General features: G+C 63.9%; 18 protein-coding genes and 1 pseudogene. 6 read left to right on the top strand and 13 right to left on the bottom strand.

Translation table 11 applies throughout. From position 1 onward, the window contains the following. Positions 1–183 precede the first annotated feature (183 nt). On the top strand, positions 184–678 hold the full coding sequence (locus tag LPH33_RS25580; RefSeq protein WP_169687148.1) for a hypothetical protein: 495 nt from the start codon (positions 184–186) through the stop codon (positions 676–678). A gap of 7 nt (positions 679–685) precedes the next feature. Here the strand turns inward: LPH33_RS25580 and LPH33_RS25575 are convergent, their stop codons facing one another. Continuing rightward, entirely contained in the window at positions 686–1198 is a 513-nt protein-coding gene (locus LPH33_RS25575; protein WP_229568749.1) for an RNase H family protein, read from the bottom strand. A gap of 36 nt (positions 1199–1234) precedes the next feature. Here LPH33_RS25575 and LPH33_RS25570 point away from each other — a divergent pair, with 36 nt between their 5' ends. Beyond that, positions 1235–1594, top strand: a complete 360-nt coding sequence (locus LPH33_RS25570; RefSeq protein WP_229568747.1) for a hypothetical protein — start codon at positions 1235–1237, stop codon at positions 1592–1594. A gap of 157 nt (positions 1595–1751) precedes the next feature. On the opposite strand, the gene LPH33_RS25565 is transcribed toward LPH33_RS25570, so the two are convergent. After that, complete coding sequence (locus tag LPH33_RS25565) at positions 1752–2666, bottom strand: hypothetical protein (protein ID WP_229568746.1); 915 nt, start codon at positions 2664–2666, stop codon at positions 1752–1754. 293 nt (positions 2667–2959) lie between these two features. On the opposite strand from LPH33_RS25565, the gene LPH33_RS25560 reads away from it, so the two are divergent. Further along, positions 2960–4258 (top strand): insoluble domain protein, encoded by a 1299-nt coding sequence (locus tag LPH33_RS25560; protein WP_229568744.1) that lies wholly within the window; start codon positions 2960–2962, stop codon positions 4256–4258. A 60-nt stretch (positions 4259–4318) separates the two neighbouring features. Here LPH33_RS25560 and LPH33_RS25555 read toward each other — a convergent pair whose 3' ends face one another. After that, entirely contained in the window at positions 4319–4570 is a 252-nt protein-coding gene (locus tag LPH33_RS25555; RefSeq protein ID WP_229568742.1) for a WhiB family transcriptional regulator, read from the bottom strand. A 25-nt stretch (positions 4571–4595) separates the two neighbouring features. Continuing rightward, complete coding sequence (locus LPH33_RS25550) at positions 4596–5135, bottom strand: HNH endonuclease (protein WP_229568740.1); 540 nt, start codon at positions 5133–5135, stop codon at positions 4596–4598. Between the two features lie 434 nt (positions 5136–5569). On the opposite strand from LPH33_RS25550, the gene LPH33_RS25545 reads away from it, so the two are divergent. Next, entirely contained in the window at positions 5570–6031 is a 462-nt protein-coding gene (locus LPH33_RS25545) for a hypothetical protein (RefSeq protein ID WP_229568738.1), read from the top strand. Positions 6032–6108: 77 nt separating this feature from the next. Here LPH33_RS25545 and LPH33_RS25540 read toward each other — a convergent pair whose 3' ends face one another. The 8 genes and pseudogenes from LPH33_RS25540 to LPH33_RS25505 all read right to left on the bottom strand — a co-directional run bounded on the left by LPH33_RS25540 (position 6109) and on the right by LPH33_RS25505 (position 12017). Then, complete coding sequence (locus tag LPH33_RS25540; protein ID WP_229568736.1) at positions 6109–6543, bottom strand: MaoC/PaaZ C-terminal domain-containing protein; 435 nt, start codon at positions 6541–6543, stop codon at positions 6109–6111. Next, the gene (locus tag LPH33_RS25535; protein ID WP_229568780.1) at positions 6540–6719 is read right to left on the bottom strand and encodes a hypothetical protein; all 180 of its coding nucleotides are present in this window, start codon (positions 6717–6719) and stop codon (positions 6540–6542) included. The genes LPH33_RS25540 and LPH33_RS25535 overlap by 4 nt, the downstream gene beginning before the upstream one ends. Before the next feature lie 89 nt (positions 6720–6808). Further along, positions 6809–8374: an IS1634 family transposase gene (locus LPH33_RS25530; RefSeq protein ID WP_229566897.1), complete on the bottom strand. Its 1566-nt coding sequence runs from the start codon at positions 8372–8374 to the stop codon at positions 6809–6811. A 108-nt stretch (positions 8375–8482) separates the two neighbouring features. Next, a pseudogene (locus LPH33_RS25525) lies at positions 8483–8800 on the bottom strand (FAS1-like dehydratase domain-containing protein); the annotation flags it as partial. A gap of 35 nt (positions 8801–8835) precedes the next feature. Next, positions 8836–9084, bottom strand: a complete 249-nt coding sequence (locus LPH33_RS25520) for a hypothetical protein (RefSeq protein ID WP_229568734.1) — start codon at positions 9082–9084, stop codon at positions 8836–8838. Continuing rightward, positions 9081–10166 carry a hypothetical protein gene (locus LPH33_RS25515; protein WP_138846123.1) on the bottom strand — a complete coding sequence of 362 codons (1086 nt, stop codon included), beginning with the start codon at positions 10164–10166 and terminating at the stop codon, positions 9081–9083. The genes LPH33_RS25520 and LPH33_RS25515 overlap by 4 nt, the downstream gene beginning before the upstream one ends. A gap of 371 nt (positions 10167–10537) precedes the next feature. Further along, positions 10538–10882, bottom strand: a complete 345-nt coding sequence (locus LPH33_RS25510; protein WP_064257826.1) for a helix-turn-helix domain-containing protein — start codon at positions 10880–10882, stop codon at positions 10538–10540. Further along, positions 10866–12017 carry a tyrosine-type recombinase/integrase gene (locus LPH33_RS25505; protein ID WP_229568732.1) on the bottom strand — a complete coding sequence of 384 codons (1152 nt, stop codon included), beginning with the start codon at positions 12015–12017 and terminating at the stop codon, positions 10866–10868. The genes LPH33_RS25510 and LPH33_RS25505 overlap by 17 nt, the downstream gene beginning before the upstream one ends. A 326-nt stretch (positions 12018–12343) precedes the next feature. Here LPH33_RS25505 and LPH33_RS25500 point away from each other — a divergent pair, with 326 nt between their 5' ends. Together LPH33_RS25500 and LPH33_RS25495 are read left to right on the top strand one after the other, a co-directional pair. Beyond that, positions 12344–13141 carry a hypothetical protein gene (locus LPH33_RS25500; protein ID WP_229568730.1) on the top strand — a complete coding sequence of 266 codons (798 nt, stop codon included), beginning with the start codon at positions 12344–12346 and terminating at the stop codon, positions 13139–13141. After that, a complete protein-coding gene (locus LPH33_RS25495; RefSeq protein ID WP_229568728.1) occupies positions 13138–14172 on the top strand; it encodes a tyrosine-type recombinase/integrase in 1035 nt (344 codons plus the stop codon). The genes LPH33_RS25500 and LPH33_RS25495 overlap by 4 nt, the downstream gene beginning before the upstream one ends. A gap of 421 nt (positions 14173–14593) precedes the next feature. Here the strand turns inward: LPH33_RS25495 and LPH33_RS25490 are convergent, their stop codons facing one another. Beyond that, positions 14594–15058 carry a GNAT family N-acetyltransferase gene (locus LPH33_RS25490; RefSeq protein ID WP_229568727.1) on the bottom strand — a complete coding sequence of 155 codons (465 nt, stop codon included), beginning with the start codon at positions 15056–15058 and terminating at the stop codon, positions 14594–14596. Positions 15059–15083 lie beyond the last annotated feature (25 nt).

Raw genomic sequence — 15083 nt, 5'->3', positions numbered from 1 at the left:
CGCACGACGTGGATGAACCAGCCGCCAGCACGTCCAATAGTAGTAGACATTCTCGGTGAGGCCAACCGCGATGGGGGATCGGCGCGGTGCCCGAGCCTCGTGCCCACTGGTCATCAGCTCCGACCGGCAGCTGGTGAACCGGACCGATAGCTTTTGCCGCACCACCGATTGGAAGGAGCGCAGATGACCAACGCTGAGTCCGTATTCGAGATGGCCGCGACCCGGCTGCGGAGTGTCGCCGGGCGCGCCACCCCGGGGCCTTATCTCCGATCGAAGGCCGTACCTGGCGCTTTGCGCTGCGTGGACGCTCCCGATGGCGGGGAGCAGCACCTCGCATTCGGAATTGCGCGGCAGGAGGATTTTCGCCTTCTCGTCGGTGCCGATCCGGGGATGTACGAGCTGTTAGCGGCGGTGTTCGCGGCGGCCGCCGGGTCCGATGCGGCCGCACCGGAGCTGGCGGACCTGGCGGCGTACCTGAGTCAGAAGATGGGGTTGAAGCTGCCTGCGGTCGCGTTCTATCCAGCAGACGAGGCGGTTGTCGAGGATCCGGAAGCACCCGCTGCGGCGCCCGTCGTCGCTCCGGAGCCGACTCCCACGGCACCCTCACGGGCACCTCGCGCACACTCCGTGGTCCAGCCTGCCGCAACCGCCCCGGCGTTGGACGCCGCAGACCTGTAGTCACGGTTCATGCAGCGACCAACTGAACTGCGTCACCACCGATCCTCCGGTACATGTCCGACGCGACGGTTGGAGAAACGTCGAACTCGTTGTTGCGGCGCACCGCAATCGCTGCCCGGTGGGCCGCCTCGTTCAGTGGATGCCCATCGTGACCACGGACCCAGCGCACCGTGCTTCCGGTCCGTTGCAGCTTCTCCCGCAGCGCCCGGACTCGGCCGGCGTGACTCGAAATGAGCCAACGGGGGATGTCGGGATCGTTGCTCTGCAGGTAGGTAGCGACGTGCAGACTGTCGGTGAGGATCTCCAGCTGGCCAGTGTGTCGGCGCACCGCCATCTCGATCGCGAGGCACTCACCCAAGTTGATGCTCTCCACGTCGGGTAGGTAGTCGACGTAGACCCTGCCGGCGGCGTCCACTGCGCTGATGCCGACACCGGCGCGGCCGCGACGCTTCGACGCGTCGGTGGCGACCTGCAGAATCGACTCCCGTTTGCCGCTGCGGGTCGGGTCGGGGTTCTTCAACGATTTCGGTACCTCGGGTAGAGCGCGTCCGGCGGCATGGAAGAGTTCGGAAAGGCAGCCGAGCGGACTCGCTGTGAGGACGACTGCGGGGAAGCTCGCAGCGCATCGTCGTGTCTCGGCGCGAACTCCCGAATGGTCGATGTACAAGGCGGGGCGGATGATGGATTGTTCCGCGAGCGCATAGAAGTGCTCGAACGCATCGAGTACTACCGCTTCGGCGCGCTGCGTGTGGTCACGTTCGAAGGGGACTGTCGTGGTGTGGCCATCTATGCCTTGATATGTCACAACGGCTGTGTGCGGCCGGATGCGTTGCGTCAGATCGGGGGAGGGTCGATCGACGCGAATGACTCCCGCGACCACCGTGTTTTCTGTGCGGTCTTGCCAGTTCCTCCATGATGCGTGCAGTGCAACGGGACTGAGGATGGCGTGGAGCGGCGACAGCGTGGGCATGAATCCTCCTCTGTGGGGATCGGTCCGCAGGACCGGGTTGTCGGGGACGCCTCCACAGAACCTCCTCGGGCGGCGGATGTTTCAGTCCCCGGCTGTCGCACTGTCAGGGGGTCGGGCAGACCGAGTCGCAGCTCAGCTTGTTCGCGATGTAGAACCGTCCTCCGGCTGAGACCACCGTGTACTGCTGGTGGTACTCGTGGCTCACGCCGTCAGGGGTGGTGACCGTCAGTCGCACGTTGTAGACGTTCTCGGTCTCGGTGCTGGTGATCACGATGTTGTGGGTCGTCAGCGGGTCGAGTCGGTCGATGTCGGTTTGGATTGCCTGCGCGGTGGCGGGAGTGTTCTGGCTGGCGACGAGGTATCCGGCAGCGGCGGCACCGTTGCGCTGCTCGTAGTACGCGTTGTCGAAGCCGAGGATCACCCCGGGGCCGCTGGTGGTGTCCCCGGGAGCAGGAGCGGAAGCGACGGTGCTCGGCGTCGCCGGCGCGGTCGTCGTGACGGCAGCGGTTGTACCTACCGCCGCCGAGGATTCCTGATCTGTGAAGCCGCCCCGGAAAGTGCCGACGGCAACGGCGCCGAGGACCACAACCCCGGCGACGACAGCGACCACGCCGACGCGACGACGCTTTCCCGCGGGGGTTCGGGTCGGTTTCTGGGGAGTCCGAAGAAACGCGTCGGTGTCGAAGTCCCCTTCGGGCGTGCCCCCGTAGGGATCTGCTGTGCGGGCGTCGGAAGAGTGGTGGTCATAGTCGGATCTCTCGTAGTGATCGGCACCACGGTATTCGGACTCGGCGCGCGGATCCCAGGGCTCGTAGTCGGGTAAAGGGGCAGGGGTCACCGCGGGGAACGCAGCGGTCACCTCCGAGGCGTCGTCGAAGCCGTCGGTGTCCCCGCCGAATTCGTCCGCGACGTACTCGTCGCCGAACCCCTGGTCGTACCCGGGAGTGAAGCTCTGTCCGTCGGTGACTGGTTCCTCAGCCCATGGGTCGTCGCTGTCCCACTCGTCGTTCCCGGGCATTGGCTGTGTGTCGGGTTCTACGCGTCCGCGTGCCATGGCGTTCCTCGTATCGGGTCGGTCTGGTGGTCGGTGCGCAGAACCGTAGCCCCATGCTTCTCCACGCAGGTCATCGCTTGTTTGCCCTGCATGCGAACGCTTTTCACTCGGCGTCGGGTGGGAGTGGAGAAGCGCCGCTCTACGGTCGGCGCGACCTTTGCGACAACGTGCGGGGCCCCGCGTCGCACAGGCTCACCGGTCCCGGAGCCGCCGGGAACTCGGTATCAGCTCTGGCTGCAGCACAGGAGGAACAACAGATGGCCAAGAAGCACCGCAAGCCACGAAGCTCGTGGATTGCCCCGACGGCGGTCGCCGCTGGTATCGGCATGACCGCCATCACCGGCGCGGGTATCGCCACTGCCGCCCCGGAGTCGGGGTGGTCGAACCCGGATCCTTCGGACAGCGCACCGGAGTCCGGGTGGTCGAACCCGAACCCGACGCCGGCAACTCCGGAACCAGCGCCCGTGCAGAGTGCTCCTGAGCCCGAGGAGTCGTTCTGGGTCGCTCCGCCGCCCCAGTACAACCGCGGCACGCGGGCGTACAACCCGGAAACCGGCGGTGGCGTGACGCAGACGGTCTGGTCCGGCAACGACTACTCCGGGGGCAACAACTACTCCAGAGGCGACGATTACTCGGGTGGTACCAACTACTCCGAGAACACCTCGCCCCAGGTCGACTGGAGCAATCTGCATGCACCCACGCCGGTGATCGATCCGACGCTCCCGATCGAAGCTCCCAAGGACAAGATCCGCGTCGGACGGGTGATCTTCGATCAGCCGAACTGGGTCTCGGACATCGATGCCAAGCGCACCAACAACACCACGGCTGTCATCGAAGCCCAGGTCACCGACGCGTGGCGCTCGGTTGGTCTGGAAACCACCGAAGCCGAAAAGGTCGCCTCCGGGCAGGTGGCAGGAACCGCGCTTGGCGCGGTGAGCGGGTTCGCGACCGGTTGTGCGGCTACAGCAGTTCCGGCAGGGCTCATCGGCGGCACGATCGGTGGAATCGGTGGGGCTGTCCTGGGCGGATGGGTTCCCTCTCCGATCCCCGGAACCGCACCGATCACCACCGGTGTCGCGGGCACTGCCGGTGGCGCCGCGATCGGCGCTGCAGCAGGCTGCGTTGCCGGTGGTGCGGTCGGTGCCGGAATTGGTGGCGCCGCAGGCCTTGCGGCTGGTACCGCCTACGGAGCCGGCGAGGGTGCCACCCCGATCGAGACGACGGTCCCGGACGTCGAAGAGGACCAGATCGCCGAGCAGGTGGACACCACCTTAGATCAGTGGTCCCAGGATCCGGTGGGTGCGACCGTGGTCGACGCGGTTCAGTCGTTCACTACCGAGACGGCCCCGGCCCTCGACACACAGGTCCGGGACTTCGTCGGCGCTCAGTCGGGTGGCGAACAGATCCTCGACCAGGTCGACCAGACCCTCGAGACGTTCTTCAACGACGTCACGCCGGGTCTGAGCGGAAACCTGATCAGCACGGCGGTCGGTGACGCCATCGCAGCTTTCGGGGCTGCCCCGGCCGCGGATCCGGCTGCGCCGATCGCGGGCTGACCGCAACAGCAAGACAGCGGGCTCCACACCAGCATTGGTGTGGAGCCCACTGTCGTGTGCTCAGCGAATCAACTTGCCGCGACGGTATTCACGGCCACCCCAGACACCGGTCTGCCCGGTCGCGCTGGCGTAGGTGCCGCACGCGTCGGCGATCGGGCAGCGATCGCAGATTCTGGCGGCGTAGTCGAACGACTCGCTCGGGTCCGGGAACCACCGGTCCGGGTGCTGGTCGCCGCGGCAAGCGGCGACGTCCCAGTCCGTGGCGTCCTCGGAGATGGGGAGCAGGTCGGTCAGGGTCAGCGTGACTGTCATCGGGATGTGCCTCCTTCCAGGCGATTCAGGTTGTTGGGGCCAACTCGCGCCAGATGGCCTGCTGGCGCTTCTGGTCGGTACGGGGTGCCCGGGGCACCCACAGGAGCGGCATGTCGGCCTCCTCGGGGGTGCGGTCTGCCTTGCGGCCGTTGCAGTCCGAGCAGGCGGCAACGATGTTGCCGTAGTGGTCTCCTCCGCCGCGACTCTTGGGAAATACGTGGTCCACTGTCCGGGCACCGGGCTGGCCGCAGTACGCGCACCTGTGGTGGTCGCGAGCGAGCACCGCTGCGAAGCTCGCGCGGGTGTCATCATCGACCGCGGGTCGCGGGGGAGTGTGGACGTACTCGAGCAGCTGGATCGTGTGCGGCAGAGGGATCGCCACGTGCTGCGACCGCACCACGAAGCGCGGAGTGTGCTCGACCAAGGTGATCGCGAGTTCCTCGTTGGGCAGCACCACCGCTCGGGCGGCCGGTACGACGTCGAAGTCCTCGTAGGTGACGTTGAGGACCCGCACGCGGGTGTTCATCCAGGTGCGGGCGGTGATGGCGGTGGGTGGGCGGTGCATGGCAATCGACAACCTCGTTCTCTCGCAGAGGGGAGTGGCGGGGTCTCGAGGTGTGATCGTCCCGTGGAGGCCGGGGTCGGCCGGAAGTCACCTCGGGGGTGACTGAAAGTCGGGGCGCGCACGCCCCGAGAGGGGCGTCAGTAGACGCGGAATCCGGCGGTTGTGCCGGAGTGTTCAGCGAGCCGGTCCAGGAATTGGATCTTCGGCTGCGACATGCACTGTAGGTACGCGCTGGTGCGCATTCGAGTGTCCTTCCTGGTCGTAGGTGGCTGCTACCGGTCGCCCAGTGTGCCATGCGAGAGCGGGGAAGTGTTGCAGATATTGAGCTCGCGCGCCGTCGACCTCCGTCAGCAGTCACCAAGATCGAGCCCGCGAACTGGTGAACCCTCTACGTACGGTCGAGCCGCCAGTTCACCAACGATCAAGGGGTATTCATGAGCAAGCTCAACGGTGCAGTGCGACGTGCGGTTCAGATTGCAGCCGGAGTGGCTGCAACAGCAGCGGTGATCATCTCCGGAGCCGGAGGCGCATCAGCGGCATCACCGCCGGTCACACCAAGCCCGGGCGGAGACAACATCTGGCCCATCATCAACCTCGACCGGTGCGGCGGCCCGATCCAAGTATCGAGAGACACCGTCCCCGGTCGAACGGACCTGCTCGGGGTGACACTCACGCCGACGGGCAACTTCGGCGCCAGCTCAGAATGCGTGGCCCCGGTGAAGCTGGAATGGGTGAATGGCATAGCGCCGTTCGGCCACGCGGTAACGGTCACGGTGGACAGGCCCGGACCCACCCGAGTCGACATCCCGATCGGTGCGGGCGCGAGCCTACTGACGGTCCAGACGCTGGGAGTGCCGGCGTTCGGGACATCCCAGTACGTGTGGATGCAGCCGTGATGCGTGGTTAACCCCACTGCAGGCGAAAGGCCCTGCCACACGTCGTGGCAGGGCCTTCCCGGGGATCGCGGCGACGATCAGGCCGAGAACTTGAGGTGAGCCTGGGTCTTCCCGAGGACCTTCTGGCCCTCCACGGACACCGTGACGTCGATCCGCGCCGTGCGCTCCTCGTCGTCGAGCCGAGCCACCTTCGCCGAGATCGACAGTTCGGCACCCTTCGCCTCGTCGACCACAACCGGCCGCGTGAATCGGGTCTCGTACGAGATGACCGCAGTAGGATCGCCGACCCAGTCCGCGACCACCTGCAGGCCGAGCGCCGCGGTCAGCATCCCGTGGGCGAGAACGCCCGGCAACCCCGCGCTGGCCGCAGTGACGTCGCTGAAGTGGATGGGGTTGAAGTCGCCCGAGGCGCCGGCATAGCGGACGAGGTCATCTCGGGTCACCGTCAGGTCGGCCTTCGCAACAACCGCCCCGACCTCGAGGTCGACGAATCGAGGAACTGTGTAGGTCATACGTCATCTCCTCGGTGCAGCAGCGACGAGGTGATGGTGACAACCAGATCGCCGCTCTCATCTCGGATCTCGCAGATCGTGGAAAGGATGGAGCTGCCAGCACGCTCGGTGACGTCGGTAATGGTCAGCGTGGTGCTGAGTTCGGCGCCTGCGACGATCGGGCGGCGGTATTCGATCTTCTCCGAGCCGTGGACGATGCGGTGCGGGTCGAGGCCGGTGTCCGGGGTTTGGACCTGACTTGCACAGATTTAGTGCCCCGCTCCGATCACCGAGTCGGTAGACCCAGCGCGGTGAGGATGCGGACCGCGTCCGGGTCGAGGGGGTCGGTAGCGGTGTGGGGGTAGCCGGCGATGGTGATGGTGATTTCCTGGAGCGGACGCAGGGTCCGGACCAGGGAACGAAGCGAAGTCCCGGTCTCGGCCTGCAGGTAGCGGGCGATCGCGAGTGCGGTGAAGACGACCGTGAGGTGGGCTTCGATCGCGTCGCGGGTGTGGTGGAACATCGGCCGTGCCCGCAGGTCGGTTTTCGACATGCGAAACGACTGCTCGACATGCCAGAGGTCGTGGTACTTGCCGATCACCTCGCCCGGCTCCATGAGTGTGACCGGGATGTTGGTCACGTATCCCTTCAGGCCGATGAGTGATCGGGCCCGCTCGATGCTCGCCTCATCGACGGTGCGGCCACTGGTAGTGGTCTTGACGAACCGGGTCGATTTCGGTGCCTTGCCACCATCGACGACCGCCCGTGCGCGGGCTTCCTGAGCGTTGAGCGTTTGGTTGTCGCGGACAGCACGGCGTTTCGAGTACTGCCAGACCGCCCGCCACGAGGTGGGATGCCGAACCGGATCCCAGATCGGTTCGGCGCGTCTTTTCGCCGTGTTGACTACGCTGCGGGCGTGGCGGGGCGTGACGGTGTCGATGATCTGCCCATCGACGAAAACGTCTCCATTCCAATGAAAATGGTTGGCCAGATCCGCCGGGGCCTTGGTGACCCGAGACCCGACGATGAACTTCAGGCCGACGCCGTCGAGATCTGCGAGGTTACCGGCGGAGAGCATGCCGGCGTCGGCGGCGACGACCATCTCGACTCCGGCGATGTCGTGTCGGGCCTGGAACTGGCGGATGATGGGCACGATTGTGTGGGTTTCGGCCTTGTTACCTTCGAAGCAGCCGATCTCCAGTGGGAAACCGGTCCGGTCCACGAGCAGGCCGACGACGATCTGCGGGTCGACCCGGCGTTCTTTCGAGTACCCGACCTTGCGGAGATCGTCTTCTTTCTCCGCCTCGAAATACAGGGTGGTCACGTCGTAGAGCACCAGGGACAGACCCCCGGTCGCCGCGGCATGCTCGAAACATCGCGTCGCGACCCGATCCCGGTAATCACTTGTGGCACATCGTTTCAATGCACTCGCGTAGGTGTTGCGGTGAACCGGGGTCAGGCCGATCTCGCCGACCACCCTGGCCGTGTCACTCATCGAGGTCGGCTCCACGATCCGGGCAAGGACCAACTGGAAGAAAGCCTCGTCGTCAATGACGTCGAACCCGAGCCGGTACCAGGCGGTCTCGACCGCCTCGACCAGCCAGCGCGAACGCTTCGCGGTGATCAGCGACGGTCCCTTCCCGGAGTTGCCGGGCACATCCAGTCCCAGGTCGAGTTCTTCCTGGCCGGCGTGGAGCTTGCCGCGGGCGAGCTGCATCAACGCGGCCAACTCGCTGTCGGTGTGGGCCGAACCGACATGCTCGACGATCGTCCGGCGACCGCCCTGCTTGACCGCGATCTGCACCGCCGTCGCCCCCGACGCGGTCCGAACCTTGCGAATGTACGCCGCCACCCGCCAGATCCTACCGACCGTTTAGTGCCCCAAATCGACAACCCGCGATCCCGCTACCAGCGGAAACGCTCGGAGAACCCGGGAATCCTCCTCAACTTGTGCAAGTCAGGTGGTGCTGAGTTCGGCGCCTGCGACGATCGGGCGGCGGTATTCGATCTTCTCCGAGCCGTGGACGATGCGGTGCGGGTCGAGGCCGGTGTCCGGGGTTTGGACGAGCTGGGTCACCGACGGCGACTGCACGACGGTGGTGAAGGTCGTCGGCGCGATGACATCCGCGAAGCCCGCAGTCCGGGATGCCTCGACATCGTGGTGCAGCGGGTTCGTCGCCCGCACCGCGCGCGCGAACTCACGGACCTTCTCACGACCAACGAGGTAAGTCGTCGGAGGGAAGACCCGTCCGGCGAGGTTTGGGTTCAGTGGTGGCATTACCCGAGACTAACGCGGCCACCCCCGCGTCGCGCTCATCGTCCAACCAGGCCGAGGAGAAGGCCTACGCGAACCCGGACGCCCACTCCTTCATGAATATTGTTCGAGGGTTCTGCGTCCAGCAGGGATTGATCGACCCCAGCCAAGCTTGCGGTAGGTGTCAGCCGAAGGACTTCGTCCAAGTCCCTGAACGTCTCGGGAAGAAGGCGCTCGACGAAGACGGCCGCATCGATGAGGAGCAACCTCTCCCGCACTACCGGTGTGATCACGTGTTCGACGATCATGAGTTCTCCCGCCCAGAACGGTGAAGCGCAGGATAGGAAGCCCATGTCATGCCGGCTCGAGCAGCATGCGCCTCCAACGAAGCCGGCTTGAATCCGAGCGTTCGAGCCGCAACAACCGCCGGCATCTCCCGGACCAGATCGCGTATGGCCGCCGCCTTCATCGCACGCAACTCAACTCCATGCTTCCTCATCTGTTTCATCAGATAGTTGGCACTGAGCGGCTGGTCAGGGCAGATTCCGGCGAATAAGTAGGACGAGTCAGCGTTGCCTGCAGTGTTGATGTTAGGCCTGGACTGCACATAAAGTCGTAGTATTTCGTCGAACGGGTGGGGGACCTGCACGGGATGATCGCCGAAAAGAATCTCGATCACATCTTCTTTCACCGTAATGTCGTTGAGGGTGAGGCGAACCAACCGAGTGACGGGTTGACCGTAAAGAAGGAAAAGAATGGCGGCAGTGCGACAGGGCAGCGGAATTTGCTTGTTGTCGAGCAACTCTGCCATGAGGTTCAATCGCTTGTCCTGATCGATATCAGGTGATCGAAATACGGTGCTCCCTGGGAGATCGATTCGGGAAACATAGCCGTTGCGGAGCGACCATTTCATGAAGCTTTTCACACGCGTCCGTGTTGTATTTCCTGTAGCGAACCATTCGTCGATATGGGCCTGGCGGCATCGACTCAGCGAAAGCGACCTCTTCTCGAGCCAGTTCAGGAAATTGATCGCTACGGTTGTGTCCTGTTTCGAGGTTCTGACATGGCCCTCCCTCAAGCTTTTCTTGCCGGAGAGTTCCCGCAGCCTTCTCAGGTGATGCCACCGTGCGTACTGCCGAACCACTGTGGTGTGCTCGTCGTTGAGATCGCACGCGTCCATCGTGCGCTCGAGCCACCGAGTATAAAGTTGCAGGTTCGGATCCCTGTATTCGAGGACGCCTAATTTCGTCAAGAGTTGATGCAGGTGCTTGACCTTCGCGTATTCGCCGTAGCTCTCGAATGTCTCATGCTCGATCGGCGACTCGCCGTGAGCCAGACTGCGGAGAACCTGCCGCACATGCCCGTTACGGAGCCAGATCATCGCGCTCATGGGTCGCGGCTGCGCGATGACCGCCTCGTAGAAGGGAGTGAGCTCCTGGCACAGGCTTCCGGACCCGTCGTCCAGGAGAATCGACAAATCATCTGTCACACAACAGCGGACACACATCTGGTGACGAAACAGATGGTCCTCGTTCCCACATCGAGTGCAGTAGAAGCTTCGAGGTATCTCTGCGCAATCCGAACAGATCGGCCGATTATCCGGGTCCAGGCCCGGCAGGAGTCGTTCACGGGAGCATCCCGGGCACATTCCACGTTTCCCGATTGCACGGTGGTAACACCGGCTGCACACCACGCCCTCCGGCCACCGCCAGTAGACCCGAACATGACGATCGCACCGGGCGCATGGAGTAGCTGACATGTCTACTCCGCCGGACGGATCCGTGCCCGCTTCGGTCTGATCGTGCTGTTCAAATCCACTACGCCGCCACCACCACCGCCGCCGGCTGTCGTGGTTCTGCGGCTCGGGGTCGCCTCGATGCGGAACTGGCACAGATCTTCCACCGAGCAGTCGAGCGCATCGCATAGTGCGCCCAGCAGGGCCAGAGACATTCGATCCGGTCGATGGCCGAGCATTCGATACAGCTGAGACGGGGAGAGGTCGATTCCGCGCTCGACCAACAGCGGTATGAGTTCCGAGATATTGTTCAAACCCCGCGCTGCCATAATTTCCCGGAGGCGCCACGAATATTCAACTCGTCGATTCACGGTTCCTCCTTTCGTGCGAGCCCTGTCGGACCGCTCGTCCCGCAATGCGCTCGAAGGCGTTCTGGACAACACGTGTGCGGTAGTCGGATGATACGTGCGTGTAGATCGATGTGGTGCTCGCGTGTTCGTGCCCGACTTGCTCCTGCACGAACCGGGCCTCATAACCGTATTCGATGAGATGGCTGACGTAGGATCGGCGGAGCGAATGAAAGTCGATGCCCGAGGCGAGACCGAGCTCCGTGCGGAATTGGTTGAACGTGTTGGATACCGAGCCCAGTGCGATACGGCTGCTGCGTTCCGTGCACCACAGGGCAGGGTTGTCCTCGTGTGATACTCGGGGTCGAATATCCTCGATCCATTGGACCAGACTCTCGACCGCCCAGTCCATCTCGGGAACGGTCAGGACACTTCGACGCTTCGGTGGGGAGCCTTTCATCGCCTTCCCGTACCGCACGTACAGAACGCCGTATCGACCGAAGGCGGGAGCTTTCGGATTGAATCCGAAGTCGATCGTGTCGAGCATACGAACTTCGTTTCTGCGAAGTCCCCAGGCGTACGCCACCTTGAGCAGCACCGCGTCCCGAAACGCTGGGATGGCCCCCTTCCTTCCTTGGGCCAGGATGCGTTCGACACGATTGTCGGCGTGATCGAAGAGGTCCTGAACTTCCTCCCAGGTCAAGGCTCGTTTCTTCGGTCGAGCCATCGCATCCTGAGTATGGCGGGCGGTATTCCATTCGTGGCAGACCTGGGTGGGGTGAGTCCCGAATCGTTTCTCGCATGCTTCGGACCATCCATACGCAGGATCGACGAGATATGCCAAGAACGCCCGCAGCGCCAGTTGATAGCCCAAAAGTGTGCTCTGCGCCAAGCCGTGGATCGCCCGACGCTGCATGAAGAATTCGTCGACATCGGCAGCGGACCATTCCCACGGCTCACTGCCGGCAAAGGCGTGAAAGCGGCGGACGATCGCCTCTCGTGCGTTGACGGTACCGAAGCCCAGATTGCGACTGAGTTGCTGGTTTCGCCATCCGTCGAGCATGGCCTGAAAGACCTGCTCTTCGGGTCGGAGCAGTGCCACACCGTCGGCAAGGTGCAGCGACGCATCCCCAGGTCCACGGCGATCCGAACGACCCATGGAAACCCCCTCGCATTGTGCGCGAAATATTCGCACATAATGCGAATGCGGGTCAAGGTCGCCAGGTCAGAAGGGTGGGGAGGATCCACTGACCGGGTGATATGCCCTCGTGCGAGCATGTGACATCCGGATTCGGCGAGGAGGCGGAGCGCGGCAGACGGGTGGGGAACCCGCAGCTCAGCGCCTGCGTGAGTCGGTCGACACGGAGAGGCTGTCGCGTCCCGCCATGTGGACGTCACGGGTTCGCGTGCCGCGCAACTCGTGACGGTTTTTGCTAGATAACATGTATTATCTAGCAGATATCTTCCCTGGGTTGAGGAGTGACGTTGACACTGCACATGTTCGGCCGCCACGCCGGCGGTTGGCTGGTCATGTCCGACAGTCGGATGACTCGGGTAGGCGACGGCGGGGTACTCGACGTCGCCGATGACACCGTCGAGAAGACACTTTCCTACGTTGCGGAACCCTCCTCCAACGAACAGTCTCCATTCGCTGCAATCGCATTCACCTACGGGCGTGCCGAGTTCAGCACTCCTACCGGCCAAGTCGTACGCACCATCGATGTCCTGAGGTCCGGGTTAGAAGATCCGAAGCCGCAGGTCAGCAACATCTCCGAGCTACTCAGGCACCTGTGGCGCCCAATCGACGAGTATTGGTACTACTGCGAGGGTTGCGCAAACACCCGCAACTTGATGGCTCTGGTAGCGGAAGAGAGCGACCTAAACCCAGAGGTCAGCGAGTATGACCAGTACCTTTGCGACCGGCATGTCAACTTCGATCTTGGCGTGATCGTGGTGGCTGTGAACGCGGACGATGAAATCGAATGCGTTCGGAGGGAATGGGATACGGCAGATAACCGCAAGGCACCACCCCCCGGAGAATTCTGGGCCGCCGGGGATGCGCACTCATCCGGTACTGCAGTCGAGGGTGACCTGACTGCCGTTGTCTCAAGTCTCGACGAGAGGTTCGACGAACACGCACGGTTTCAACGAATAGAACTCTCTAAATGCCTTGAGCTTGATACCCCCGGGCCAATCGGCGGGCAACGCACTGCGCTGTATCTCGCACCCAGCGGGATAATCGAGGAAGCCGCCGCGCCGCGACCGATCGACGATGGCTCGTGAGTCACGCAGTGTGCAATCTGTTGACGGAGTGCTTCGAAGGGTTTCTCGTCTACCGCAGCACCGGAAAGCCATCGCAGGCCACACTCAAGGCCTATCGGCAGGACTTCACCGCGATCGCCGAACTTCTCGCCGCCCACACCGGCGTTCCGGCCCACGACCTGGCCTGCCATGTGGTCGACAAGGACCGGATACGCGCGGCGTTCGCGGCCTACGCCGACACGCACTCCCCCGCCTCGATCCGGCGCTGCTGGTCGACATGGAACGCCCTGTGCAGCTACCTGTTCACCTCGGATCTGATCGTCGCGAACCCGATGGATGCGGTCCTGCGTCCCAAGGTCGCCAAGACCGTACCGAAGGCCTTCGACCAGGACGCGGTCGAGAAACTGATCACCGCGCTGACCACAGACGAGGACGACAACGCACACGCCTGGCGAGAACGCGACCTCGCCATCGTCCTTACCGCACTGCTCACCGGATGCCGACTCTCCGAGCTGGTCACCCTCGACATCGGGGACTTCCGCGACCTCGACGACACCGGCCGCGTCAAGGCCATCACCGTGCACGGTAAAGGAACCAAACAACGCGTCCTCACCGCCGAGCCCGCACTCGTCGACGTGCTCACCTCCTACCTCGACTCGCGCCTGCAGCGATTCCCCGGCAGCGGCAAAGCCCGCACCTCCCCCACCGCCTCACCCTGGCGCCGCCTACGGGCCACCGATCCGCTTTTCCTCGGTGCCGGTGGGGAACGCATCACCGCACCCACCATCCAGTACCGGGTCGAGCGCGCGTATCGCCGCGCTGGCATCAACGGACAACGCGCGAAAGGCGCACTGGTCCACCAACTCCGACACACCTTCGCGACCTCACTGGCCGATAGTGACGTCAACATCTACACCCTGATGAGGCTGCTTGGACACGAGTCGATGACCACCACCCAGCGCTACACCCAAGGCGCCGGCAAAGAAACCCGCGCAGCCTCGGCAGCAAACCCGGTCTACCGGCTGATCGAGAAGAACGAGACGAGGCACTGACGTGACCGCGCCGATCCCCTGACTCGATCGGCCAGCGTGAGGTGGGGGTTCGTAAAGATCACCTGGGTTGGCTGCTGCGAAGGACGACGACTACGGCTCGGGGGCTGAGTACGGCGTGGACGGGTGCCTCGGCGCGGCGCCGGTCGGCATCGGGGGTTCCGACACATGCCAGTGAATCCTGATCCGCCGCATCCGGGACTCCAGGCGCGTCGCCGTCGAGGGAGTTGGGAAGTCGCGGGTCCCAACGCACGATACGAGCGAACCGGCCGGATCGCAGATCCAACGCCCTCCGTCCTGTGCTCGCTGTTCCCAGACGAACTCGACGATCTCCCCGTTGCCAGGGGTTCCCAGTACCGATCCCGCTCGTCGAGTCTCGACCAACCCGGGGACAGCGCGCTACCGAAGTCGAGCGTGTGCCTCCTCATGGTCGAGCGGTATCCGACTCGGTGGAGGGTTCCAGGACCACCCGAAACCGTTCGACGCCGGGATACAGCTCACCGAGCGATTCGATCTCGAAGCCGACCGACCGGTAGAAACCGACACCGTCACGATCTGTCTGTGCCTCGATCGGATCGCCGGGATACCGGGCTTGAACCCACAGGATCATCGCGGCACCGATGCCTGTGCGCTGCCAGGAACGAGCGGTAGCGATATGAAGCAGCTCGACTCGACGAGGCATATCGCGACCACCGGGATGACCGGGGTAACCGACGACGCCGACAACAGAGCCTTCCAGGAATACTGCGGCCAGTTCGGTCGGCTCGGCGAGGTAACGGGCCCGGACGCGGTCGAGACGCTCAGCGTCGGTTCCTCCGACGGCAAGATCGAGTAGATCGACGACCCCTTCGACGTCGATGCTTGTCGGTTCGACGACGAATGTCGGCATGACACGCAACGCTACAACCCCCACC

Source organism: Rhodococcus sp. RDE2, from assembly GCF_020885655.1.
Taxonomy (GTDB): Bacteria; Actinomycetota; Actinomycetes; order Mycobacteriales; family Mycobacteriaceae; genus Rhodococcus; species Rhodococcus pyridinivorans.
The sequence above is the reverse complement of the archived record's forward strand: the minus strand, read 5'-3'. Positions and strand labels throughout refer to the sequence as shown.

Bases quoted from the DNA above. Each gene is read 5' to 3' on its own strand.
- LPH33_RS25580 (WP_169687148.1), top strand. From the start codon at position 184: ATGACCAACGCTGAGTCCGTATTCGAGATGGCCGCGACCCGGCTGCGG.
- LPH33_RS25555 (WP_229568742.1), bottom strand. From the start codon at position 4,570: ATGACAGTCACGCTGACCCTGACCGACCTGCTCCCCATCTCCGAGGAC.
- LPH33_RS25545 (WP_229568738.1), top strand. From the start codon at position 5,570: ATGAGCAAGCTCAACGGTGCAGTGCGACGTGCGGTTCAGATTGCAGCC.
- LPH33_RS25490 (WP_229568727.1), bottom strand. From the start codon at position 15,058: ATGCCGACATTCGTCGTCGAACCGACAAGCATCGACGTCGAAGGGGTC.
- LPH33_RS25515 (WP_138846123.1), bottom strand. From the start codon at position 10,166: ATGAGCGCGATGATCTGGCTCCGTAACGGGCATGTGCGGCAGGTTCTC.
- LPH33_RS25560 (WP_229568744.1), top strand. From the start codon at position 2,960: ATGGCCAAGAAGCACCGCAAGCCACGAAGCTCGTGGATTGCCCCGACG.
- LPH33_RS25565 (WP_229568746.1), bottom strand. From the start codon at position 2,666: ATGCCCGGGAACGACGAGTGGGACAGCGACGACCCATGGGCTGAGGAA.
- LPH33_RS25505 (WP_229568732.1), bottom strand. From the start codon at position 12,017: ATGGGTCGTTCGGATCGCCGTGGACCTGGGGATGCGTCGCTGCACCTT.
- LPH33_RS25550 (WP_229568740.1), bottom strand. From the start codon at position 5,135: ATGCACCGCCCACCCACCGCCATCACCGCCCGCACCTGGATGAACACC.
- LPH33_RS25520 (WP_229568734.1), bottom strand. From the start codon at position 9,084: ATGATCGTCGAACACGTGATCACACCGGTAGTGCGGGAGAGGTTGCTC.
- LPH33_RS25570 (WP_229568747.1), top strand. From the start codon at position 1,235: ATGGAAGAGTTCGGAAAGGCAGCCGAGCGGACTCGCTGTGAGGACGAC.
- LPH33_RS25540 (WP_229568736.1), bottom strand. From the start codon at position 6,543: ATGACCTACACAGTTCCTCGATTCGTCGACCTCGAGGTCGGGGCGGTT.